Annotated in this window: 23 protein-coding genes; 10 read left to right on the top strand and 13 right to left on the bottom strand. The window is 72.3% G+C overall.

Annotated elements, in window-relative coordinates; all coding sequences use genetic code 11:
- Positions 1 to 62 precede the first annotated feature (62 nt).
- Positions 63 to 1,520, bottom strand: coding sequence for an NCS2 family permease (locus M8C13_RS21090; protein WP_252482365.1), 1,458 nt, complete (start codon positions 1,518 to 1,520; stop codon positions 63 to 65).
- Positions 1,521 to 1,574: 54 nt separating this feature from the next.
- On the opposite strand from M8C13_RS21090, the gene M8C13_RS21085 reads away from it, so the two are divergent.
- The gene (locus M8C13_RS21085) at positions 1,575 to 1,856 is read left to right on the top strand and encodes a DUF2530 domain-containing protein (protein WP_252482364.1); all 282 of its coding nucleotides are present in this window, start codon (positions 1,575 to 1,577) and stop codon (positions 1,854 to 1,856) included.
- Positions 1,857 to 1,871: 15 nt separating this feature from the next.
- Here the strand turns inward: M8C13_RS21085 and M8C13_RS21080 are convergent, their stop codons facing one another.
- From M8C13_RS21080 to M8C13_RS21060, 5 genes are all read right to left on the bottom strand, one after another.
- Positions 1,872 to 2,378: a hypothetical protein gene (locus M8C13_RS21080; RefSeq protein WP_252482363.1), complete on the bottom strand. Its 507-nt coding sequence runs from the start codon at positions 2,376 to 2,378 to the stop codon at positions 1,872 to 1,874.
- Positions 2,362 to 3,978 (bottom strand): alpha/beta hydrolase, encoded by a 1,617-nt coding sequence (locus tag M8C13_RS21075; protein WP_252482362.1) that lies wholly within the window; start codon positions 3,976 to 3,978, stop codon positions 2,362 to 2,364. Before M8C13_RS21075 ends, M8C13_RS21080 begins: the two co-directional genes overlap by 17 nt.
- A complete protein-coding gene (locus tag M8C13_RS21070; protein ID WP_252482361.1) occupies positions 3,975 to 4,274 on the bottom strand; it encodes a type VII secretion target in 300 nt (99 codons plus the stop codon). Before M8C13_RS21070 ends, M8C13_RS21075 begins: the two co-directional genes overlap by 4 nt.
- A 179-nt stretch (positions 4,275 to 4,453) precedes the next feature.
- Entirely contained in the window at positions 4,454 to 7,384 is a 2,931-nt protein-coding gene (locus M8C13_RS21065; RefSeq protein WP_252482360.1) for a sacsin N-terminal ATP-binding-like domain-containing protein, read from the bottom strand.
- Positions 7,381 to 8,415, bottom strand: a complete 1,035-nt coding sequence (locus M8C13_RS21060; protein ID WP_252482359.1) for a DUF3027 domain-containing protein — start codon at positions 8,413 to 8,415, stop codon at positions 7,381 to 7,383. The genes M8C13_RS21065 and M8C13_RS21060 overlap by 4 nt, the downstream gene beginning before the upstream one ends.
- 62 nt (positions 8,416 to 8,477) lie before the next feature.
- Between M8C13_RS21060 and M8C13_RS21055 the strand changes: the two genes are divergently transcribed.
- Genes M8C13_RS21055 through M8C13_RS21045 form a run of 3 tightly spaced genes read left to right on the top strand, consistent with a single transcriptional unit; the run spans position 8,478 to position 11,368 of the window.
- The gene (locus tag M8C13_RS21055; protein ID WP_252482500.1) at positions 8,478 to 9,254 is read left to right on the top strand and encodes a glutaminyl-peptide cyclotransferase; all 777 of its coding nucleotides are present in this window, start codon (positions 8,478 to 8,480) and stop codon (positions 9,252 to 9,254) included.
- A gap of 7 nt (positions 9,255 to 9,261) precedes the next feature.
- On the top strand, positions 9,262 to 10,875 hold the full coding sequence (locus M8C13_RS21050; RefSeq protein ID WP_252482358.1) for an MFS transporter: 1,614 nt from the start codon (positions 9,262 to 9,264) through the stop codon (positions 10,873 to 10,875).
- Between the two features lie 10 nt (positions 10,876 to 10,885).
- Positions 10,886 to 11,368, top strand: coding sequence for a DUF2771 family protein (locus M8C13_RS21045; protein ID WP_252482357.1), 483 nt, complete (start codon positions 10,886 to 10,888; stop codon positions 11,366 to 11,368).
- Between the two features lie 25 nt (positions 11,369 to 11,393).
- On the opposite strand, the gene M8C13_RS45110 is transcribed toward M8C13_RS21045, so the two are convergent.
- On the bottom strand, positions 11,394 to 11,783 hold the full coding sequence (locus M8C13_RS45110; protein ID WP_252482356.1) for a cold-shock protein: 390 nt from the start codon (positions 11,781 to 11,783) through the stop codon (positions 11,394 to 11,396).
- Positions 11,784 to 12,021: 238 nt separating this feature from the next.
- Entirely contained in the window at positions 12,022 to 12,711 is a 690-nt protein-coding gene (locus M8C13_RS21035) for an HAD family hydrolase (protein WP_256509434.1), read from the bottom strand.
- Positions 12,712 to 12,802: 91 nt separating this feature from the next.
- Between M8C13_RS21035 and M8C13_RS21030 the strand changes: the two genes are divergently transcribed.
- Both M8C13_RS21030 and M8C13_RS21025 read left to right on the top strand, forming a co-directional pair.
- The gene (locus M8C13_RS21030; RefSeq protein ID WP_252482355.1) at positions 12,803 to 13,405 is read left to right on the top strand and encodes a TetR/AcrR family transcriptional regulator; all 603 of its coding nucleotides are present in this window, start codon (positions 12,803 to 12,805) and stop codon (positions 13,403 to 13,405) included.
- 63 nt (positions 13,406 to 13,468) lie between these two features.
- Positions 13,469 to 14,350 (top strand): R2-like ligand-binding oxidase, encoded by an 882-nt coding sequence (locus M8C13_RS21025; protein ID WP_252482498.1) that lies wholly within the window; start codon positions 13,469 to 13,471, stop codon positions 14,348 to 14,350.
- Here the strand turns inward: M8C13_RS21025 and M8C13_RS21020 are convergent.
- Complete coding sequence (locus tag M8C13_RS21020; RefSeq protein ID WP_252482354.1) at positions 14,337 to 15,182, bottom strand: helix-turn-helix domain-containing protein; 846 nt, start codon at positions 15,180 to 15,182, stop codon at positions 14,337 to 14,339. The two genes, M8C13_RS21025 and M8C13_RS21020, sit on opposite strands and share 14 nt — an antisense overlap.
- A 100-nt stretch (positions 15,183 to 15,282) precedes the next feature.
- On the opposite strand from M8C13_RS21020, the gene M8C13_RS21015 reads away from it, so the two are divergent.
- Positions 15,283 to 15,753: an SRPBCC family protein gene (locus M8C13_RS21015; protein WP_252482353.1), complete on the top strand. Its 471-nt coding sequence runs from the start codon at positions 15,283 to 15,285 to the stop codon at positions 15,751 to 15,753.
- An 18-nt stretch (positions 15,754 to 15,771) separates the two neighbouring features.
- Here M8C13_RS21015 and M8C13_RS21010 read toward each other — a convergent pair whose 3' ends face one another.
- Entirely contained in the window at positions 15,772 to 16,146 is a 375-nt protein-coding gene (locus M8C13_RS21010) for a hypothetical protein (RefSeq protein WP_252482352.1), read from the bottom strand.
- Between the two features lie 101 nt (positions 16,147 to 16,247).
- Complete coding sequence (locus M8C13_RS21005; RefSeq protein WP_252482351.1) at positions 16,248 to 17,249, bottom strand: Gfo/Idh/MocA family protein; 1,002 nt, start codon at positions 17,247 to 17,249, stop codon at positions 16,248 to 16,250.
- Positions 17,250 to 17,280: 31 nt separating this feature from the next.
- On the opposite strand from M8C13_RS21005, the gene M8C13_RS21000 reads away from it, so the two are divergent.
- Together M8C13_RS21000 and M8C13_RS20995 are read left to right on the top strand one after the other, a co-directional pair.
- Positions 17,281 to 18,051: a PhzF family phenazine biosynthesis protein gene (locus M8C13_RS21000; RefSeq protein WP_252482350.1), complete on the top strand. Its 771-nt coding sequence runs from the start codon at positions 17,281 to 17,283 to the stop codon at positions 18,049 to 18,051.
- A 66-nt stretch (positions 18,052 to 18,117) separates the two neighbouring features.
- Positions 18,118 to 18,510 carry an SSI family serine proteinase inhibitor gene (locus M8C13_RS20995; protein WP_252482349.1) on the top strand — a complete coding sequence of 131 codons (393 nt, stop codon included), beginning with the start codon at positions 18,118 to 18,120 and terminating at the stop codon, positions 18,508 to 18,510.
- Here the strand turns inward: M8C13_RS20995 and M8C13_RS20990 are convergent.
- Positions 18,507 to 20,135 (bottom strand): AMP-binding protein, encoded by a 1,629-nt coding sequence (locus M8C13_RS20990; RefSeq protein ID WP_252482348.1) that lies wholly within the window; start codon positions 20,133 to 20,135, stop codon positions 18,507 to 18,509. The two genes, M8C13_RS20995 and M8C13_RS20990, sit on opposite strands and share 4 nt — an antisense overlap.
- Positions 20,136 to 20,235: 100 nt before the next feature.
- On the opposite strand from M8C13_RS20990, the gene M8C13_RS20985 reads away from it, so the two are divergent.
- Positions 20,236 to 20,418, top strand: a complete 183-nt coding sequence (locus M8C13_RS20985) for a hypothetical protein (protein ID WP_252482347.1) — start codon at positions 20,236 to 20,238, stop codon at positions 20,416 to 20,418.
- A gap of 2 nt (positions 20,419 to 20,420) precedes the next feature.
- On the opposite strand, the gene M8C13_RS20980 is transcribed toward M8C13_RS20985, so the two are convergent.
- On the bottom strand, positions 20,421 to 21,167 hold the full coding sequence (locus M8C13_RS20980; RefSeq protein WP_252482346.1) for a maleylpyruvate isomerase family mycothiol-dependent enzyme: 747 nt from the start codon (positions 21,165 to 21,167) through the stop codon (positions 20,421 to 20,423).
- Between the last annotated feature and the right edge of the window lie 3 nt (positions 21,168 to 21,170).

Raw genomic sequence — 21,170 nt, 5'->3', positions numbered from 1 at the left:
TCGGCGGCCGGAGCAGGACGTACGGGGGACGCCGTTCGGTGGCCCGCTCTGGCGGCCTGCCTCTAGAGGAAAAGCGCGCGCAGCGGCCCGATGCCGAAGTAGAGCAGGAAGGCCACCGCGACCACCCACATCAGCGGGTGGATCTCGCGGGCCTTGCCGGTGGCCGCCTTCAGCGCCACGTAGCTGACGAAGCCCGCGCCGATGCCGTTGGCGATGGAGTAGGTGAACGGCATCACCACGATGGTCAGGAAGGCGGGCAGGGCCACGGTGAAGTCGGTGAAGTCGATGTCCACGATCTGGGTCATCATCAGCGCGCCGACGATCACCAGCGCCGGCGCGGCCGCCTCCACCGGGATCACCTGGTACAGCGGGGTGAAGAACATCGCGGCCAGGAACAGCAGGCCGGTGACCACGTTGGCCAGCCCGGTGCGGGCGCCCTCGGCGATACCGGCCGCGGACTCGACGTAGACGGTGTTGGAGGAGCTGGAGGCGACGCCACCGGCGACCGCGGCCACCCCGTCGACGAACAGCGCCTTGCTGGTGTTGGGCAGCTGCCCGTCCTTGTCCACCAGCCCCGCTTCCTTGCCCAGGCCGGTCATGGTGCCGATGGTGTCGAAGAAGTCGGTCAGCACCAGGGTGAACACCAGCATCGCGGCGGCCAGCGCGGGCAGCCGGGTCCAGGCGCCGAAGGACACCTCGCCGACCAGTGACAGGTCCGGCAGGCTGAACACGCTCTCCGGCAGCGCGGGGTAGCCGAGGTTCCAGCCGCGCGGGTTGCTGCCCTTGGACGGGCCCGCGTTGACCAGGGCCTCGATCACGATGGCCAGCACGGTGCTGCCCAGCACACCGATCAGGATCGCGCCGCGGACCTTGCGCGCCACCAGGATCGCGGTGCCCACCAGGCCGACCACGAACACCAGCGTCGGCCAGGAGGCGATCGAGCCGCCGATGCCCAGGCTGACCGGCACGGTGGTGCCCGCGGCGTCCGGGATGCGGCGCACGAACCCGGCGTCCACCAGGCCGATCAGGCAGATGAACAGCCCGATGCCGACCGCGATGGCGGCCTTCAGCGGTGCGGGCACCGAGTTGAACACCGCGGTGCGGAACCCGGTGACCACCAGCAACAGCACCACCAGGCCGTTGACCACGATCAGGCCCATCGCCTCCGGCCAGGTGACCTGCGGGGCGATGGTGACCGCGACCAGGCTGTTGATGCCGAGCCCGGTGGCGATGGCGAACGGGTAGTTCGCGATCAGTCCGAACAGGATGGTCATCGCCCCGGCGACCAGGGCGGTCACCGCGGCCACCTGCGGCACCGGCAGGATCGCGCCGAGCACGTCCTTCTTCGCCCCGGCGTCCGCCGCGGAGAAGCTGCCCAGGATCAGCGGGTTGAGCACCACGATGTAGGCCATGGTCACGAAGGTGACCAGCCCGCCGCGGACCTCCCTGCTGACCGAAGAACCCCGCTCGGAGATCTTGAAGAACCGGTCGAGACCGGACGGGACCCCTGTCTTGGCCACCGCGGTTCCTCCCTGCTGCCACTGGCCGTCGTTTCGGCAGGTAGCCTGCCTGACGTGGCCGAGAGAAGCGAACCCAGCCCGGTTACGAACAGGCAAACACCCCCGCCCCCGCCCGCCCTGCCCCGCGGCCTGGTGGACGCGGTGCCCGCGGTGTCGGTCGGCACCGGGGTGTTCTTCGTCGCGTTCGTGGTGCTGCTCACGCTGCGCGGCACCGAGTCGGTGTGGACCTGGACCTGCCTGGTCGGCGGACTGCTCGGCTTCGTCGGGCTGGCCGTGATCGCCTGGCAGCGCGCGGCCGCCAGGCGCGGGTCCCGCTCGGCGCAGACCGGGGTCTAGGCGACGGGGATCGGTCTACTGGGGGTCGGGCGTCCCGTTCGGCCACACGCACGGCGAACTCGCGTTGATGGCCAGCAGCCCGCGGGCGTTGCCCTGCACGCTGAGCCGGAACTCATCCGGCTGGTGCTGCACCCACAGGTACCAGTCCTTCGGCCGCGAGTCCTCCAGCACCACGTAACCGTTGCCCACCCAGTAGCTCTTGAGGGTGTCGAACACCCGGTTGAACTCCGCGACCGGCACCGCCGTGGTCTCGAACGCTCTGGAGACCACCTTCCGGCCCCGGGGACCGTTGTCCGAGGACGGCTCGCAGGACATGACATCGGCCACCACCTGGGTAAAACCGGCATCGGCCGGAAGTTGCGCGATGGCCGCGCGGATGTAGCCATCCACCCGCTCGGTGGCTTCCTGCTGAGTGATGGTCGGCTGCACAACTCTCCCCGTCCACGTGTAGACAACCAGCGCGGCCACGCCGAGCACCACCACGGCACCCAGCACGAGCAGTCCTCTAGTCCGTCGGCTCACCGGCAATGATCTTTCCCATGTTCCGCAGCGACTTGTTCGTGATGTCCCAGTACTCCATGTGCGCCGCGATGCTCGGCAACCCCAGGTTGGACGTGCCCGGGTCGGAGGTGAAGACCTTGCCACCGAAACGCTGATCAGCGGGATCCGGCCCGAGCGGGTCGAAGATCGGCACGTTGTCCCGGTCCAGCCCGATCGGGACGTTGGTCGCGTTGATGACGTCGTGTTCGGCCACGCTCGCGTGCACTCGCTCCGGCGGGATGTTGAGCTGGTCGGCCCGCTCGACGCCGACCCCGGGGCTACCGATGAAGACCAGGTCGTCGGCCTTGAGCCCCAGGTCCCGCGCGGTGTGCCCGACCACGGTCGAACCGTAGCTGTGCCCCACCACCGTGTTGTGCGAAGGCTGTCCCTCGTGCGTGGCGCGCAGTCCCTCCTGGAAGCGCGCCAAACCCTCCCTGGCGTTCTGGGCGTAGCTCTCACCAGCCGCGTCCGGCAGCGGCGACTGCGGAGCGTCGTAGCCGACCCAGCTGATCACCGACGTGGACTCCGACCCCGCCTGCCGCGCGGCGGTCACCATGCGGTCGGCCCGCTGCAGGTAGTCGCCACCGTCGGCCAGGTTCGAGCCGGTGCCCGGCACCAGCGTGGCCACGTTCTTCGCGGTGTCCGGGTTGCCCATCGCCACGATCGCCCGCCCGTTGCCGTCTGCGTTGACCCCCAGCAGGAAAGCCGGTTGCTTGCCGGCATCCGGGGTCGCCCGCAGACGTTGGGTGATCGCGTCCAGGCCCTTGAGCTTGTCCGTCAGCTCCACCAAGCGCTGCTGGTCGTCATGGGTGAGGTGCGGCTTGGCCGCCAGCCGGGTCTTCTCCTCGGACAAGCTTGCCTGCAACCCGGCCAGCACCACCCGGTTGGCTCGATCCCGCACCACGGCCGGCACCCCGTCCAGCGCTCCGATCCGGGCGCCGTCGGTGGCCAGCAACGACTCCCGGTCGGCGATGCTCAACCCGTCCCACCACCGCTTCACCTCCGCCGGCGAGGTTCCCGCCGCCGGGATGGTGGCACTGGCGGGAGTGCACACCTGGATGCCGCCGGGCGCCATGCCGGTGACCTCCTGGGTGATGCGGCGCAGTGCGGCCGCGGCATCGGCGTCCACGGTCGCGGCCTGGCGGAGGATGTCGCGCACGCTGGTGGTCAGATCCGCGCACAGCTGGGCCCGGTTCGGCGCGCCCTGCGGCATCGGCGTGGCCACCACCACGGCGCCGTCGACCACCAGGCCGTCGCTGGCCACCCGCAGGTGGTTCGCGCGCGCGGTGGCCAGCTCGTCACGCAGCGCTGCTTGTAGCCGGGTCAGGCGCTCGCCCGCCTCCCGCAGCACCGGCGGGATACCGGAAAGCCCCTTGGCGAGGTCGTCCAGGCGACCGCGCTGGTCGCCGATCTGCTGCTTGGCGACCTCCGCCGCCGCCCCGCGCCACTCCCCCAGCCCAGCCAGTCCCCGGGTGGCTTCGCCTGCCCGGCTGGTCATCGACTTGGCCAGCTCCTGCCAGCGCTGCGCGGCGCGGGTGAACACTCCTGGCTCGGCCTCGCGCAGTTCCTCCACCGTGGTCATCGCGGCGCCAGCCCGGACCGTGCGGTGTCCTCGGCGTGGGTGTAGGCGCCTGCGGTCAGTTCCAGGTTGTCACCGGCTACCGCCAGCTTGGTCGCCACCGCGATCAGGGCCTGCGACCAGGTGTCCTCGCACTGCGACAGCGCCTGGGCCAGCGCGAACGAGGTGTTCGCCGCCGCGTCGCCGTCCTGCGCGCCGCTGTTGGCACGGATGTCCCGCTGCGCTTGGTCAGCGGTGGCGACCAGGCCCCTGCCCACCTGCCTGAGCTGATCCGCGGTGACCGCGATCTTCCCCCTCAACGCTCCCCCTTCGCATCAACACAACGCCTCCCCCAGGCTGTGGTGCGCGAACGCTCCCTGCCGACCGTAGCGCGATCGTCCGGATGGCAGAGCCCGTTCGGGGCCTGTTCCACCCCACCGGCCGTCGCATCACCGGAAATGCGGACACCGAATGGGGGACAGGTCAGGAGTACGCCCGCTCAGCGCAGCAGCGTCGGCGCGGTCGGGTCGGCGAGCAGGGCGGCCAGCAGGTGCCGGTCGTCCCAGCGGTCCAGGGTCCAGGCCAGGGCGCGGGCCAGGCCCTGGGGGTCCTCGGTGGTGTGCAGTTCGCCGTCGGGGTCCAGCCACCAGGGCACGGTGTGCCGGGTCTCGTCGACCAGCACCACCAGCTCTTCGTGCACGTGCAGGTCCCCGTCGGGGTAGTCCAGGCCGAGCAGGTCGCAGGTCTCGACCACGCCGTCCAGCTCCGCCCAGGGCTGCACCCGGCCCGCGCTGACCACCTCGTCGCCGTCGGAGGTGGGCAGGTCGAGCAGGTCGGCCAGTGCGGGGGCGTCCCCGCCCGCGACCACCTCGGCCGGGTCCAGCACGGCCAGCCACCAGGGGCCGTCCAGCACCAGCGCGCGTTCGGTGGCCACCACGGTGCCGGCCAGCGAGCGGACCGCGGCTGGCGGTTCCACCTCGGCCGGGTCCACCCTGCCCTCGCTCACCGCGTCCGCGAGCGCCTCGTGCGCGCGCAGCACCACGCCCTCGCGCACCAGCCGGTCCGGATCGGCGAGGCGGGCCAGCACGTCGATGGCATCGTCCACATCGGACACTTCGACCGAGTCGCGGACACCGAGCAGGGCGAGGAGCTCATCGCTGAGTCCCTCGGCCGGGACGACCTCGTACAGGCCGTTGAGCTCGTCCACGTCGGCCCGGCGCCAGTCCCTTGGCGGGCGGCCGCCGATCAGCGCGAACCGGGACAGCCACCAGGCGGTGTGCCCGTCCCGCAGCCGAAGTGCCTGCCAGGCAAGGGGATCCGCCGCGATCAGGCGCAGCGCGACCGGCCAGGCCTCCGCCGCGACCAGGTCCAGGTCGCCGACCGCGACGATCTGCCGGGGGCCTTCGCCTGCCGGGTGCGCGGCGGCCACCTCGTCCCACCACTCCTGCTCGTCCGGCAGGTCGTGGTCGGGGCCGGTCGGCGACTCGTCCACGATGATCGGGAAGGAGTCCAGCACGCCGATCGCGGTGAGCAGGCCGGGCGCCCAGCGCTCGGCCACGTCGGCGGCGAGCACGCCGAGCGGGCTGTCCTGCGCCAGCACCTCGCGCAGCGGCGAGGTCGGCAGCAGCAGCTCATCGGCCCGGCGCGGGTCGCCGTGCTCGTCCGGCAGGGCCAGCGCGGCCAGCCACGGGGCCTCGCCCCTGCGCAGTCCGGCCAGCTCGACCAAGCGCAGCACCACGTCGGTGAGCGCGGCGGTGTCCAGCCCGGCTTCCAGGTCCTCCACGCTGCGCTCCACCGCGGGCCGCAGCTCCTCCAGCAGCTCGGCCGCGCCGACGGACTTGGCGCCGAGGCGTTCCAGCAGCCGGTGCTTGGCCGCGGGGTGCACCACCCGCAGGCCGATGTCCACAGTGGACATAGCGGTGAGGATGTCGTCGGCCACCTCGGGCAGCAGCACCCCGCGCGGGCCGGTGACGGTGCGTCCGTCGACCAGCGGCACCGGCAGCGCGCCCAGCTCCTCGCGGGCGGTGGAGTCGACCTCGGCCACCGGGGCCAGCGCGGTGTAGAGCCGGTGCCACCACTCCGGCGCGCGGTCCACGCCCGCCACGGTGGCGACCACCTCGGGCAGCCGGATCCGGCGCACGCCAACGGCTTGCAGCGCGCGCAGGTGCTCGGCCCCGGCCAGCTCGGCGGGCAACAGCCCACCCAGGGACGGCCCGAGCAGCTCGACCAGCTCCGGCGCGGCCACGTCCAGCAGGCAGGCCTGGCGCGGGGAGAGCACCGCCTTGTCCGCGGCGACCAGCCATTCGGCGTTGGTCAGCGCGGTGAGCACCAGCTCGCGCAGCTTCTCGTCGACCTCGGAGAGCGGGAACTCCGGCAGCGGCACCAGCGCGGTCCGGCTGGCCGGGGGCAGCGCCAGCAGCAGCTGCGGGTAGCAGTCGGCGGCGGCGCGCAGCACCGCGTCCGCGGCCGGGCTCGGCGCCAGCCGACGGCGGGAGGGTTCGATCGGCAGCCCGGCGAACAGCCTGGCGGGTAAGGAAAGTCGCTCGTCGGTGGGCGTGGGCGCGTAGAGCACGTCGGAGCCGGCGGGGCAGGGCGTGCCGGACTCGTCCAGCCGCACCGCCCAGCACACCGACCACCCGGTGCGCCGCCGCGCCTCCACCCCGAGACCGGCCAGCACCTCCTCGCCGAGCTGCCCGGACTCCCGGTGCAGCGCCCAGCGGGACGGTCCGGTCGGCGTGCTCAGCTCGGCCACGCCGTCCGGGCGGTCCACCCTGGTCCAGACCTGGTCCTCGACCTCGATCCGGCTCAGCCCGGGCAGCGCGAGCAGCAGGTCCTCGGCCTGTCCGGCCAGCTGGTCCAGCAGCGACTGACCGTCCACATCGGACAGCAGAGGAAGGCGCACCTCGGTGTCGAAGCCGGGCGGCAGCGGCTCGGGCCCGACCGCCCAGGGCAGCCGCAGCACCGGGACGGTGTTCTCCCGCTCGGCCAGCTCGGCGGCCAGCTCCGGGATGGCCCGCACCTCGGCCAGGGTGTCCGCGGCGGAGAACCGCACACCCCCGGCGGCCGAGCGCACACTCGGCTCGGTGCTGACCGCCAGCACCGCGGCGAACCCGACGCCGAACTGCCCGACCCCGCCGGAGCGCTTGGCCGAGGCCCGCAGCGAGGCCAGCGCGGCCACGCCCTCGGCGTCCAGCGGAGCACCCGTGTTGGCCACCCTGAGCTCGTCACCGGCAAGGATCACGCGCAGGATGCCGCCCGCGCCCGCCGCGTCGGCGGCGTTCTGGGCGAGTTCGACGAAGAGGCGGTCGCGGTAGCCGCCGTAGCGCAGGTCGTCCTCGGCGTTGGCGTCCTCGCGGAACCGGGTCGGCGAGGACGCCCAGGCCGCCAGGGTCGCCTGGCGCAGCTCGTCGGCGCGGAAGGTCTCGCTCACTCCTGGGCTTCGTTCGCGGCGGGGGACTCCGGCAGGATCGCCTCGGCTTCGACGGGCTCAGTTGCGGCCTCGGGCGCGGACTCCGCGGGGGCGGCTTGCGGGGCGGCCTCGGTCGCAGCCTCGGCGGTGGGCTCCGGCGTGGCCTCGAACGAGCCCTCCGGCGCGGCTTCGGTCGCGGCTTTCGCGGCAGTCTCGGTCGCGGTCTCCGGCGCAGTCTCGGCGGCGCTGGGCGCGGTCTCGGCGGGGCTGGGCCGCTGCTCGATGTCCAGCATCGCGTCGTCGTAGATCACCTCGGCCACCGGCACCAGCGGCGAGGTGTCCACCTCGGCCTCGGAGTGCGCGCCGCAGCCGTACTCCGCGTGCACCACCCGGCCATCGGCGGGCGAGTACTCGTTCCCGCACACCCCGAACGCCGCGCGCAGCGACCCGGCCAGCGGCAGGAAGAACCCGCAGCCGACGCAGGAGCCCGGCGCGCTGCGTGCCATGTCGCTGCCCGGTCCGAAGTCGCCGCCGGTCCAGCGGGCCGCGGCCTCCGCCCTGCCCTCCCAGGACAGCACCCGCATCCGGCCCAGGCCCACCTCACGGCTGACCTCCTCGACCGCGGGGTCATCGCTCTGCAGGTAGCCGGGGACCAGTCGGTGGTCGTCGGGGGAGGTGGGCAGCAGGTCGCCGACGCCGAGGTCACCGGCCTTGACCCGCTGGTTCCACGGCACCCAGTCCGGGGCGACCAGGGCCTGCGGGCCGGGCAGCAGCACGACCTCGCTGACCGTGACCGGTTCCTCGCCGCCTGCCTGGGAGATGGTGACCGCCCAGCGCCAGCCGGTGTAGCCGGGGTGCGCGGCCTCGAAGAAGTGGGTGACGGCCGACGGGTCCTCGACCGCGGTGCCGACGTGCCCGCCGACCTCCTCGCCCTCAGCGGCCTCCGCGGCCGCGGCCTGGGCCAGCGGGACCGCGTTCACCAGTGCGGCGCTCGCCTGCGTGCCGTCGATCGAGTCGGTCCGGTGCTCGGCTGGAGTGGAGGTTGGGGTCACATAGCAGATTGTGCCGCATCTCGGCGAGCACCGATGCGGCATGCCACCCTGTGACCGTGCGAGTGGTGACGGTGCTGACCGCGGCGGTGTGCGCGAGCCTGGTGTTTTCCGGTTGCTCGGCCGCGAGCGAACCGCAACCACAACGCTTGCGCGCCGAGGTGCTGTCCAGTCATCCGCACGACCACACCGCCTTCACCCAGGGCCTGGAGATCGCCGACGGCACCCTCTACGAGGGCACCGGGCTGGCCGGGTCCTCCACCCTGCGCGAGGTGGACCGGGAGACCGGCCAGGTGCGGCGGCAGGCGGCGGTGCCCAACGGCTTCTTCGGCGAGGGCATCACCGTGGCCGGGGACGTGATCTGGCAGCTGACCTGGCAGGACGGCTACGCGCTGCGCTGGAACCGGCGCGAGCTGACCCAGATCGACCAGGTCGGCCTGGAGGGCGAGGGCTGGGGCCTGTGCAAGGACGGCGACCGGCTGGTGATGAGTGACGGCACCGGCACGCTGAGCTTCCGCGACCCGAAGACCTTCGCCCGCACCGGCACGGTCACCGTGCGCCGCTCCGGCAGCGAGGTGAGCAAGCTCAACGAGCTGGAGTGCGTCGGCGGCGCGGTCTGGGCCAACGTGTGGCAGACCGAGGAGATCCTGCGGATCGACCCGAACTCCGGCGCGGTCACCGCCGTAGTGGATGCCAGCGGGCTGCTCCGCGCGGAGCAGAAGGAGGGCGCGGACGTGCTCAACGGCATCGCGGCCATCCCGGGCACCGAGGAGTTCCTGCTCACCGGAAAGCTCTGGCCAGCCATGTTCCGGGTCAAGTTCGTTCCGGTACGGCAGGATTAGGAGTGTGATGCGACCCGGACCGGACGAGCCGACCCGCAACGGCAGCCGCGGGCGCACCCGCAGGTACGAACCGCCTGCCGAGGGCGGCCGGGGTTATCCCTGGGAGGACGACCCGGACTACCAGGGCGAGCGCCGCACCGAGCCGGTGCGCCGCCGCACGCCCCCACCACCGCCGCCGAGGTCCGCCCCGCCACCGCCGGGCAGGCCGCACCGCCCGCCGCCCTCGCCGTACTACCCGGACGAGGTCTACGAGGAAGAGCCGCCGCCGGCCCAGCCGGACGCGCCCGCGCCGCCGAAGAAGATCACCGTCACCAGGGTGATGATGTGGCGGAGCAAGCACCTCACCCAGCAGGCGGTGCGGGCCTTCCGCCGCGGGGTGGCCGCCGACGGCGCCCGCGAGTCCGGGCTGGCCGCGCTGACCTACGCCACCATGCTCAACTACGCCGTGGACGCCGCGATCGCGGTGGCCATGGCCAACACGCTGTTCTTCTCCGCCGCGAGCGCGGAGAGCAAGGGCAAGGTCGCGCTCTACCTGCTGATCACGGTGGCCCCGTTCGCGCTGGTCGCCCCGGTGGTCGGCCCACTGCTGGACCGGATGCAGCAGGGCAGGCGGCTGGCGCTGGCGGTCTCCTTCGCCGGCCGGATCGCGCTGGCCGCGGTGATGGCGCTGAACTTCGACAACTGGGCGCTCTACCCGGCCGCGCTGGGCTGCATGGTGCTGTCCAGGTCCTTCGGCGTGCTCAAGGCCGCGGTGACACCCCGGGTGCTGCCCGATGAGCTGGACCTGGTGCGGACCAACTCCCGGCTGACCGTGTTCGGCCTGGTGGCCAGCGTGGCCTTCGGCGGTATCGCGGCCGGGCTGGGCCAGCTGTTCGGGCCGCAGGGCGCGCTGTGGTTCACCGCGGCGATCTGCGCGGTCGGCGTGTGGTCCTGCGTGCGCATCCCGGCCTGGGTGGAGGTCACCGAGGGCGAGGTGCCCGCCTCGGTGGGCGCACACCCGAAGCGGAAGCGGCAGCCGATGGGCCGGGTGCTGGTGGTCACGTTATGGGCCAACGCGACCGTCCGGGTGCTCACCGGCTTCCTGATGCTCTTCGCCGCGTTCGCGGTGAAGGCGCAGACCCAGGGCGAGCCGTTCATGCAGCTGCTGCTGCTCGGCGTGATCGGCGCGGCCGCGGGCGCGGGCAACTTCGTGGGCAGCGCGGTCGGCGCGCGGCTGAGCTTCAGCAAGCCGGACCAGCTGCTGCTGGTCTGCGTCGGGTCCTCGCTGGCCGCCACCGTGGTGGCCGCGATCTTCGGTGGGCTGACCACCGCGGCCATCGTCGGTCTGGTCGGCGCGACCGCCTCCGCGCTGGCCAAGGTGTGCCTGGACGCGGTGGTGCAGCGGGACATGCCGGAGGAGTCGCGGGCCTCGGCCTTCGGCCGCTCGGAGACCGTGCTCCAGCTGGCCTGGACCTTCGGCGGCGCGGTCGGCCTGCTGCTGCCGCCGGAGTACTGGATCGGCTTCACCGTGGTCTCGGTGCTGCTGGCCCTCGGTTTCACCCAGACCCTGCTGGCCGGGCGCGGCTCCTCGCTGATCCCGGGCTTCGGAGGCGACCGGCCGCTGCGTCCGGCAACCACCTAGAGTCGGGTTCGTGCGTAAGGGACTGTCGTTGCTGCTCGCCGCTGTCGCGCTGTCCGGAGTGGCCGCCTGTGCCGCCCCGGTCGGACCGCCGGAGGTGACCCTGTTCGCCGCGGGCAAGTCGCTCGCGGTGAAGCCCTCGCAGTACTGCGACGTGAAGGTGGAGAACTGCCAGGCCGACCCGAAGGCCGCCGGGGTGCTGCGGGTGCCCAAGGGCCAGGAGGTCAAGATCTCGGTCGATCCGCGGATCGGCGAGACGCCGTGGCAGGTGGTCTTCCGCTACCGCAAGCCGGACAACGGCAAGGTCGACGGCCGCAGCGAGGCCTTCGCGCCGAACAAGACGCTGGCCTACACGCTGAAGCTGCCGGAGGCGGACGCGCAGCTGGAGACCATCGAGGTGCACCAGTACGGCGCGGCCATCTCGGCCAACACCGAGGGCGGCGTCAGCTTCGGGACTCGCGGGACCTGGGTGATCTCGGTGGACGACCGCGGGTAGGCCCCGCGGCCGTCGTAACCCAAGATCAGTTCGGGTCGAGCTCCCGCGCCACCGCGCGCACGACCTCGGCGATCCGCTTGGTCACCTTCCGGTCCGGGTAGCGGTTGCGGCGCAGGTCCGGCTGCACGGTGGACTCCAGGACCTTGATCATGTCCTCGATCAGCCCGTGCAGCTCCTCCGCGGGCCGGCGCCGGGCCTCCACCACCGAAGGCACCGGATCCACCAGCCGGACGGACAGCGCCTGTGGACCCCGGCGACCGTCAGCGACGCCGAACTCCACCCGCATGCCGGGCTTGAGCGCGGAGACACCCTCGGGTAGCGCGGAGGCGCGCACGTAGACGTCCTCGCCCCCGTCCTGGGTCACGAAGCCGAAGCCCTTCTCCGCGTCGTACCACTTGACCCTGCCGCTCGGCACTGTCCTCACCGTTTCCCTAAGTCACGACAAACGCGCCTCAAGAGTGCGAGAGGCGCGTGTTCTCCAGAGTAGCCGAGTTGTGCGCGCTACCCGTGGTCCCCGCGTGAACGTCTAAGCTTCCAGCGTGGCCGCGACCGCCCCGAAGATCAAGCTGATACCGGTAGCCATCGCTGTGTTCGCGATCGGTCTGCTGGCGGTGGTCAGCACGTTCGGCCTGTTCGCCGCCGGGCAGACCGAACTACCCCTGTGGCTGAACCTGGCCTGTCTGCTGCTGCCGATCGGTCTCGCGCTCGGCGTCTTCGCCGTGTTCCGGCAGTCCCGCAAGGACCGCGGCTGATCCGGCGAGCCACCTAGGGAACTCGGTCAGCGAGTCCAGCACGAGGTCCGCGCCGGCCGCCCGCAGCTCCTGCGCGGTGCACGGTCCAGTGGGCACGGCCACCGAGAAAGCCCCGGCCGCCCTGGCCCCGTTGACATCGCCGATGTGGTCGCCGACGTAGACCTTGGCGCCGAACCGGCGCAGCGCGACCGCCTTCTCCGTCGACCACAGCTCGCCGACCAGGTGCTCGACCTGCCAGCCGAGCGCGTCCAGGTGCAGCTGCGCGTTGGGCCCGTACTTGCCGGTGACCACCACCGCCGAACCGCCAGCGGCGCGCACCGCGGCCAGTGACTCGGCCGCGCCGGGCAGACCGGCCGTGCGCGGGATGACGATCTCCGGGTACAGCGCGCGGAACTCGCGCACACCCCTCGCGACCTGCTCTTCGTCCAGGCCGCAGCTGCGGAAGTAGCCGTCCAGCGGCGGCCCGAGGTTGCTCGCGAACTTCTCCCCGTTGACCGGGAAACCGGTGCGGCGGCCGACCTCGTCCATGGCCAGCACCATGCCGGGCCGGGGGTCGATCAGCGTCATGTCCAGGTCGAAACCCACGGTCAGGTTGGCCACGGCTCCACCGTACGTGCCTTGACAAACGATTTCTCGCTGTCGAGGCACTTGACACGGAGGTCGTTCGTGTCAAACTCGGATGGTGGCTCAGATCACACCGTTCACGGCCAGGATCAAGGCCTCGCTGCGCGAGACGCTGCTGGACGCCACGGCCAACCTGCTCGCCGACCGCGGCTTCCACGGCCTGCGGATGGCCGATGTGGCCACCGCGGCCGGGGTGAGCAGGCAGACCGTCTACAACGAGTTCGGCAACAAGGACGCGCTGGTGCAGGCGGTCGCGCTGCGGCTGACCGCGGAGTTCCTGGCCGGCACCGCGCACCGGCTGGAGCGCGCGGAGCACCTGCTGGACGGCATCCGCGCGGCGACCCGCTACATCCTGACCCACGCGGCGGAGAACCGGCTGATCGCCGCCATGCTCACCGGCGCCGATGCCCAGGACCTGCTGCCGTTCGTGACCACCCGCGGCGCGCCCGTGCTGACCTCGGCCACCGAGCTGGTCCGCGGGCACATCGGCGCGCGGCTGCCGCACCTGCCCGCCGAGGTGGCCGCGCTGCACGCGGAGACCGCGGTCCGGCTGACCGTGAGCCACCTGCTGCTGCCTTCCGGCGGCCCTGACCAGGCCGCCGAGGCGATCACCGCGGTCGCCGCGGCGATGCTCGGTCCTCATCTGTCCACAAAGGAGTGAGACGTGACGCGACAGGGTTTCCACTCGCTACGCCAGGGCGGGCTCAACTGGGACTCCTTCCCGATGCGCCTGTTCGTCAAGGGCAACGCCAGGTTCTGGAACCCGGCGGACATCGACTTCAGCCAGGACGCGCTGGACTGGGCGGACATGGCGGAGGACCAGCGCGCCGGCAGCACCTACCTGACCGCGATGTTCATCGCCGGTGAGGAGGCGGTGACCGAGGACATCCAGCCGTTCATCAGGGCGATGGCCGCCGAGGGCAGGCTGGCCGACGAGATGTACCTGACCCAGTTCGCCTTCGAGGAGGCCAAGCACACCGAGGTGTTCCGCCGCTGGCTGGACGCGGTGGGCCTGACCGGCGACCTGCACCCCTTCGTCGACGGCAACCCCGGCTACCGGGCGATCTTCTACGACGCGCTGCCCAGCGCACTGGCCGCGGTGGCCGAGGATCCCAGCCCGGCCAACCAGATCCGGGCCAGCGTCACCTACAACCACGTGGTCGAGGGCACCCTGGCGCTGACCGGCTACCACGCCTGGAACAAGGTCTGCCAGGAGAACGGCATCCTGCCCGGCATGCAGGAGCTGATCCGCAAGATCGGCGACGACGAGCGGCGGCACATGGCCTGGGGCACCTTCACCTGTCGCAGGCACGTGGCCGCCGACGACCGGAACTGGGACCTGGTGCAGCAGGTGATGGGCGAGCTGCTGCCGCACGCGCTGACCGCGATCCAGTGGGTGCAGGAGCAGTTCGAGACCCCGCCGTTCGACTTCGACGTGCAGGAGTTCGTGGCCTACGCGGCCAACCGGGCGCAGCGGCGGCTGGGCGCGATCGAGTCCGCGCGCGGGGTGCCGGTGGCCCAGATCGACCTGGACTACTCGCCGGAGGAGCTGGAAGAGCGCTTCGGCGAGGAGGACGCGGCCGCGCTGGTGGTCAACGCGAGCTGACCTCGTGCGCGAGCAGGGCCAGCGCGCTGCCCGAGGCCTCGTCGCGCGGGGTGCTCACCGCCAGCGTCTGGCTCCACTCGCCGACCGGGATCAGCGTCTGCTGGAGCACGGTGAGCGCGCCGACCAGCGGATGCCGCAACCGGTACACCGCGCCGTTGCAGGCCGCGACCCGGTTGCCCGCCCAGAACCTGGCGAACTCGGGGCTGCGGGTGGACAGCTCGCCGATCAGACCGGTCAGGGTGGCGTCCCCCGGGTAGCGGCCGGTCATCAGCCGCAGGTTGGCCACCACCGCGAGGGCCTTGTCCGTCCAGTTGGCGTACAGCTCGCGGGTGTGCGCGTCCAGGAACACCTGGCGGGCCATGTTCGGGCGCTCGGCCGGGCGCTGGGGCGCGGTGAAGTCCAGGTGCCCGGCGAGCAGGGCGTGCCCAACCGGGTTCCAGGCCAGCACGTCCGAGGCACGGCCGAGGGCCAGCGCCGGGGTGTCGCCGAGCGCGCGCAGCAGCTCGACCGTGCCCTCGGACACCCGTTCCACCGGGTGCCCCCTGGCCCGGCGGGCGCGCTGCCCGGCGCGGGCCAGGTCGTGCAGGTGCTGGCGCTCGGCCTGGTCCAGCCGCAGCGCCCTGGCCAGCGCGTCGATCACCTCGGGCGAGGCGTTGCGGGACTGGCCCTGCTCCAGCCGCACGTAGTAGGAGGTGCTGACCCCGGCCAGCTGCGCCAGCTCCTCCCGGCGCAGTCCGGGCACCCGCCGCCGGTCGCCGGGCACCAGTCCCACGTCCTGCGGCCGCAGCCGGGCCCGGCAGGCCTGCAGGAAGTCGGCGAGTCCGGTGTCCACACCCCGAGTATCCGGGTCCGCGCCGGGCCGAGGGTGACCCTCCCAGTGGTAGGACAACGCCGGTCTGGATAGCCCGGCCCGCGGCGAACAGGGTGGCCGCATGATCTCCCTTGGCGAACTGACCTTCACCCGCCGGGCCTGGCTGCCCGCCGCCCCGCACCCGCTGTACGACCTGGTCAGCGACGTGTCCATGATCGGGACCTGGAGCCCGACCGCGGTCGCCGCCGAGTACGACGAGGGCGCCGGACCGCGACCCGGGGCCTGGTTCTCCGGCCGGAACCAGCGCGGCGAGCGGACCTGGCGCAGCCGGTCGCAGGTGGAGACCGCCGAGCCGGGCGCCGAGTTCAGCTTCGTGGTCGGCGGCCTGGCCGGGGGCATCGTGCGCTGGCGCTGGACCTTCACCGCGGACGGGCCGGGCACCGTGGTCGCCCAGCACTGGCAGGTGCTGCGCCTGGACCCGGTGCTCGGCGCCACCCGCGAGGAGCTGCTCACCCTGCGCGAGGTGATGGCGGCCAGCGCGGAGAGCACGCTGCTGGCGCTGTGCCGCTGGGTCAGCGAGCAGGCCGCGTGACCGGTTGAGTTGTCAGGGTCAACGGGCGGCCCCGTTGTGGATCTCGCGCCGGGGCACGGGCGGGCGGAAGCCATCCCCGAGCGGGGTGGTCACGGCCAGCAGGGCGGCCGTGACCGCGGCCGTGGGGTTCTGCCGCGCCTCGGTGCCCAGCGCGTGGTAGGCGGCCTGCGCCGAGACGAACGTGGCCTGTAGTCCCTGGATCATCTCGTCCAGGTGCTGGCACACCGTGATGTACTCGTCCTCGCTGATGTCCTGGGCGTCCACCCAGGTGAGCGCGGTGTCCTTGACGTCGTCGGCGACCCGCTGGAGCAGGTCCACCGTGCGCATCACGTCGTGCACCAGACCGCGGCCGTTCGCGTGCGGCAAACCGTCCGCGCCGATGGCGTGGTCCATGCGGAGCGCCGCCTCGACGAGGTCTTGCGAGTGGACGAGGGCGTCTAGTGATCTCCGTTCCACCCGTTGGCTATCGGCCAGGCACCCAGAGACCTGAAGCGTCAGGGACCAGAACTCGTCTGGCTGGCCGGGTGCGCGACCCCCATCCGGCCCAGTGCGGCACAGAGGGTGCGCATCACGTTCACCGAGTCGGCCCAAGCCATCTCCGGACTTTCCACCTCACCGGCCGCGATCTGCTCCACCACCTCACGCGCCTGGTAGGTGTAACCGTTGCCCCACAGCTCATGCCGGAAGGTCTCCGGCTCGGCCCCGTTGCGGTGCAAGGTCATCGCGGTCGGCGCGTAGAACGGCGAGGCCACCTCGATCCGGCCGGTGGTGCCCACCACCTCGGCGGTGATCCCGGTCCCGGCCAGCAGGGAGGTGCTCAGCAGCGCCTGCGCGCCATCGGGATAGCCGAGCAGCAGCGCGGCCTCGGCGTCCACGCCGCTGGCCGCGCGGGAGCCGTGCACGTGCAGCTCGCTGGGCACGCCGAGCACCATGTGCGCGAAGGACACCGGGTACACGCCGAGGTCCAGCAGCGCGCCCCCGCCCAGCGCGGGGTTCCACAGCCGGTGCCCGGGATCGTAGGGCGCGCGGAAGCCGAAGTCCGCGCGCACCAACCGGATCTCGCCGATCGCCTCATCGGCCAGCAGCGCGCGCAGCTTGCGGACCAACGGGATGAACCGGGTCCACATGGCCTCCATCAGGAACAGCCCGCGCGACTCGGCCAGCGCGACCAGCTCCTCGGCCTGGGCCACGGTGATGGTGAAGGCCTTCTCGCACAACACGTTCTTGCCTGCCCGCAGCGCGGCCGAGGCGACCTCGTGGTGCTGGCTGTGCGGGGTGGCCACGTAGACCACGTCGATGTCCGGGTCGGCCAGCAGCTCGTGGTAGTCGCCGTAGGCGCGCGGAATGCCGAACCGCCCGGCGAACTCCTCGGCCTTGGTCAGCGCGCGGGAGGAGACCGCGTGCACCTCGATCCCCGGCACCAGCAACAGGTCCGAGGTCACCGCCCCGGCGATGCCACCCGTGGCGACCACGCCCCAGCGCAAAATGTCGGTCACGCCTTCGGACGCTACCCGCTAGGTTGGGGTTGTGGAGATCTTTGTGGTGGACGCCTTCACCGGCACCGCGTTCGGTGGCAACCCGGCCGGGGTGGTGCTGTTGACCCAGCCACGCCCGGCCGAGTGGATGCAGTCGGTGGCCGCGGAGATGAAGCACGCGGAGACCGCCTTCGTCGACCCGGCGGCCGAGGGCGCGAAACCGTTGCGCTGGTTCACCCCGGCCGCCGAGGTCGACCTGTGCGGGCACGCCACCCTGGCCACCGCGCACGTGCTCGGCGGCGAGCAGCGGTTCAGCACCCGCAGCGGCGAGCTGGTCTGCGTGCCCGCCGGGGACGGCTCGATCACCATGGACTTCCCCGCCGACCCGCCAGTGCGCGTCGAACCCGCCCCCGACCTGCTGGCCGGGCTGCCCGGCGTGACCGTCAAGGCCACCGCGCAGGCGGTCAGCGACCTGCTGGTGGAGGTGGCCACGGCGGCCGAGGTGCGCGCGCTGGTCCCCGACCTGGCCGCGATCGGCCGGCTCCCGGTCCGCGGCGTGATCGTCACCGCGCCCGGCGACCGCCCCGGCCTGGACGTGGTCAGCCGCTGCTTCTACCCGGCCTTCGGCGTGCCGGAGGACCCGGTGACCGGTTCCGCGCACTGCACCCTGGCCAGCTGGTGGGCGCCCCGGCTGGGCGAGGGTCCACTGACCGCCGAGCAGGCTTCGCCACGCGGCGGCACGGTGCGGATGACGTTGCGTGACAACCGGGTTCAGCTGTCTGGACGCGCAGTGACCGTCCTCAAGGGACAGTTGCTCGTCTGAGTGAACCACCTTGCGCCAACCGGTGAAGAACCCGCCAGTAGGTTTTTGGTGGGGTAAGCCGGAGCCATGGCTGCTTTTCGTGTACCCGCGCTGGCCTTCTCCGTGCTGACGGCCGTCCTGCTGGTGACAGGACCTGCCGCGGCGGACAGCCAGGACTCCGAGCTCACCGTGACCTTCGCCGAGGGTGAGCGGGCCGCGCCGCCCAGCAAGGTCGCCGACCTGCGCTGCGAACCCACCGGCGGCACCCACCCGCACCGGGACGCCGCCTGCACCGAACTGGCCAAAGTGGACGGTCGGGTGGAGTCGATGACCGAGGAGTCCATGGCCTGCACCATGGACTACCGCCCGGTCACGGTGACCCTCAAGGGCAACTGGCAGAAGCGCCCGGTCGACTTCACCCGCACCTACGGCAACGGCTGCGCGCTGCGCAGCCAGACCGGCCCGGTCTTCGACATCTAGCCGTTGTCCCGCAACAGTTCCACCGACACCTCCCGCATCTCCACCTTGCGGACCTTGCCGGTGACCGTCATCGGGAACTCCTCCACCACGTGCACGTAGCGCGGGATCTTGTAGTGCGCGAGCCGCCCGGTGCAGAACTCCCGGACCGCCTGCGCGGTCAGGGTTTCCGCGCCGGGCCGCAGCCGCACCCAGGCCATCAGCTCCTCGCCGTACTTGGCGTCGGGCACCCCGATCACCTGTGCGTCAAGGACATCGGGGTGGGTGTAGAGGAACTCCTCGATCTCCCGCGGGTAGATGTTCTCGCCGCCGCGGATCACCATGTCCTTGATCCGCCCGGTGATCGAGACGTAGCCTTCCTCGTCCATCACCGCCAGGTCGCCGGTGTGCATCCAGCGGGCCGCGTCGATCGCCTCCGCGGTCTTGTCCGGCTGGGCCCAGTAGCCCAGCATCACCGAGTAGCCGCGGGTGCACAGCTCACCCGGCGTGCCGCGCGGCACGGTCAGCCCGCTGTCCGGGTCCACGATCTTGACCTCCACGTGCGGATGCACCCGGCCCACCGTGGACACCCGCCGCTGGATGGAGTCATCCGCCCTGGTCTGGGTGGACACCGGCGAGGTCTCGGTCATCCCGTAGCAGATGGTCACCTCGCGCATGCCCATCCGCTCGATGACCTGCTTCATCACCTCCACCGGGCACGGTGACCCGGCCATGATCCCGGTGCGCAGGCTGCTCAGGTCGTAGGAGTCGAAGTCCTCGTCGGCCAGCTCGGCGATGAACATGGTCGGCACCCCGTACAGCGAGGTGCACCGCTCCTCCTGCACCGCGGCCAGGGTCGCCTTCGGCTCGAACGCGGGCGCGGGGATCACCACGCAGGCCCCGTGCGAGGTGGCGCCCAGGTTGCCCATCACCATGCCGAAGCAGTGGTAGAAGGGAACTGGCAGGCAGACCCGGTCCTGCTCGGTGTACCCGCACAGCTCGCCGACGAAGAACCCGTTGTTGAGGATGTTGTGGTGCGAGAGGGTCGCGCCCTTGGGGAAGCCGGTGGTGCCCGAGGTGTACTGGATGTTGATCGGATCGTCCGGGGTCAGCGCGCCCTGCGCCGCCGCCAGCGCGGCCGGATCTCCTTGCCTGCCAACGGAAACCAGCTCGTCCCAGGCCGCACCGCCGAGCAGCAGCACATCGGTCAGCGCCGGGCAGCGCGGCCGCACCTCCTCGATCATCCCGGCGTAGTCGGAGGTCTTGAACGCCGCGGCCGCCACCAGGGTGCGCACCCCGGACTGGTTGAGCACGAACTCCAGCTCGTGCACCCGGTAGGCCGGGTTGATGTTGACCAGCACCGCGCCGATCTTGGCCGTGGCGTACTGCACCAGCACCCACTCCGCGCAGTTCGGCGCCCAGATGCCCACCCGGTCGCCCTTGGCCACGCCGAGCCCGAGCAGGCCCAAGGCCACCGAGTTCACCTCGTCGGCCAGCTCGCGGTAGGTCCAGCGCCGCCCGGTGGCCCGCTCGACCAAGGCGTCCCGCTGCCCGAACCGCTCGACGGCCCGGTCGAAGTTGTCCCCGATGGTGTCCCCGAGCAGGGGGACCTCGGAAGTCCCAGACGCGTAACTGGCGATCCCGGGCACCACAGCACCTCCGCGACTCCGCTGTCAGATCGCCCCATCCTCACGCGACGGGCCGCCGCCGTCGACCCCACACCGGCCCTGGACGTGGGACGCTGGGCCGATGAGCGAGTTCATCGTGCTGGGCATCGGCATCCTCGGCGGCCTCGCGCTGCTGGCCATCGCACTGCTGCGGCGCGGCGAGCGCCGCGACGCGAATCCGGCCGCGGCGGCCGAGACCGGGCACCGCCCTGGCCAGACCGAGACCGCGCTGGGCGGCTACAAGGAGTACTTCGGCGGGCCCTGAGCTCAGCCGAGGTCGGCCCAGTCCAGGAACGCCGCGGCCAGCTCCCGGTCACCGGTGGTGCTGACCACGGCAGGCCGGCGCCACAGCAGCAGGTCCAGGTCACCGGCCGCACCGGCGATCACCGCCGCCGGGGCCTCCGCCGGCTCGGGCAGCAGCCGGGGGCCGTCCTCGCCCGCGCGGAAGTCCCAGACCCGGTCCAGGTCGGTGGCGTGCAGCCGGACCACCCCGGTGGACCCGGTCCAGGTGTCCTCGCGGGCGGGCAGCATCCGGGTGGCGAACTCGACGATCCCGGCCGCGCCCAGCTCGGCGGGCAGCGGGGTGGCCTGACCGAGCGCGTGCTCGGCGTCCCAGCGGTGCACCAGCGCCTCGTGCGCCATCCGCTCGGCGACCTCGGCCGCGGTGCCCAGCTGCTCCGGGTGCCACCAGCACCAGACCGGGGACTCCGGCGGCGTGCCGCGCAGCGCCTCGGTCAGCGCCCCGGCGCGGGCCCGCCACCAGCCGAGCAGGTCGGCGCCGGGCGTGGCCACGGTGAGCACGGCCTCCTCCTCCGGCATCAGCCCGCCCTCGGCCAGGGTGTGCGCCCACCAGGTCATCACCTCGCCGAGGTGGGTCACCAGGTCGGCCACGGTCCAGCCGGGGCAGGAGGGCACCGACCGCGCCAGCGCGCCGGGGCGGCTCACCGCGGCGGTGAACGCGGCGCTCTGCTCCGCCACCACGGCCGGGTAGTCGATCTTCAGCTCGGTAGCCACCGG

It is taken from the genome of Crossiella sp. SN42, from assembly GCF_023897065.1.
Taxonomy (GTDB): domain Bacteria; phylum Actinomycetota; class Actinomycetes; order Mycobacteriales; family Pseudonocardiaceae; genus Crossiella.
The sequence above is the reverse complement of the archived record's forward strand: the minus strand, read 5'-3'. Positions and strand labels throughout refer to the sequence as shown.

Excerpts from the sequence above, each read along its gene's own strand:
- M8C13_RS21075 (WP_252482362.1), bottom strand. The coding sequence starts at position 3,978 with ATGACCACGGTGGAGGAACTGCGCGAGGCCGAGCCAGGAGTGTTCACC.
- M8C13_RS21050 (WP_252482358.1), top strand. The coding sequence starts at position 9,262 with ATGCGACCCGGACCGGACGAGCCGACCCGCAACGGCAGCCGCGGGCGC.
- M8C13_RS21025 (WP_252482498.1), top strand. The coding sequence starts at position 13,469 with ATGCGCCTGTTCGTCAAGGGCAACGCCAGGTTCTGGAACCCGGCGGAC.
- M8C13_RS21015 (WP_252482353.1), top strand. The coding sequence starts at position 15,283 with ATGATCTCCCTTGGCGAACTGACCTTCACCCGCCGGGCCTGGCTGCCC.
- M8C13_RS21010 (WP_252482352.1), bottom strand. The coding sequence starts at position 16,146 with ATGGACCACGCCATCGGCGCGGACGGTTTGCCGCACGCGAACGGCCGC.
- M8C13_RS20995 (WP_252482349.1), top strand. The coding sequence starts at position 18,118 with ATGGCTGCTTTTCGTGTACCCGCGCTGGCCTTCTCCGTGCTGACGGCC.
- M8C13_RS20985 (WP_252482347.1), top strand. The coding sequence starts at position 20,236 with ATGAGCGAGTTCATCGTGCTGGGCATCGGCATCCTCGGCGGCCTCGCG.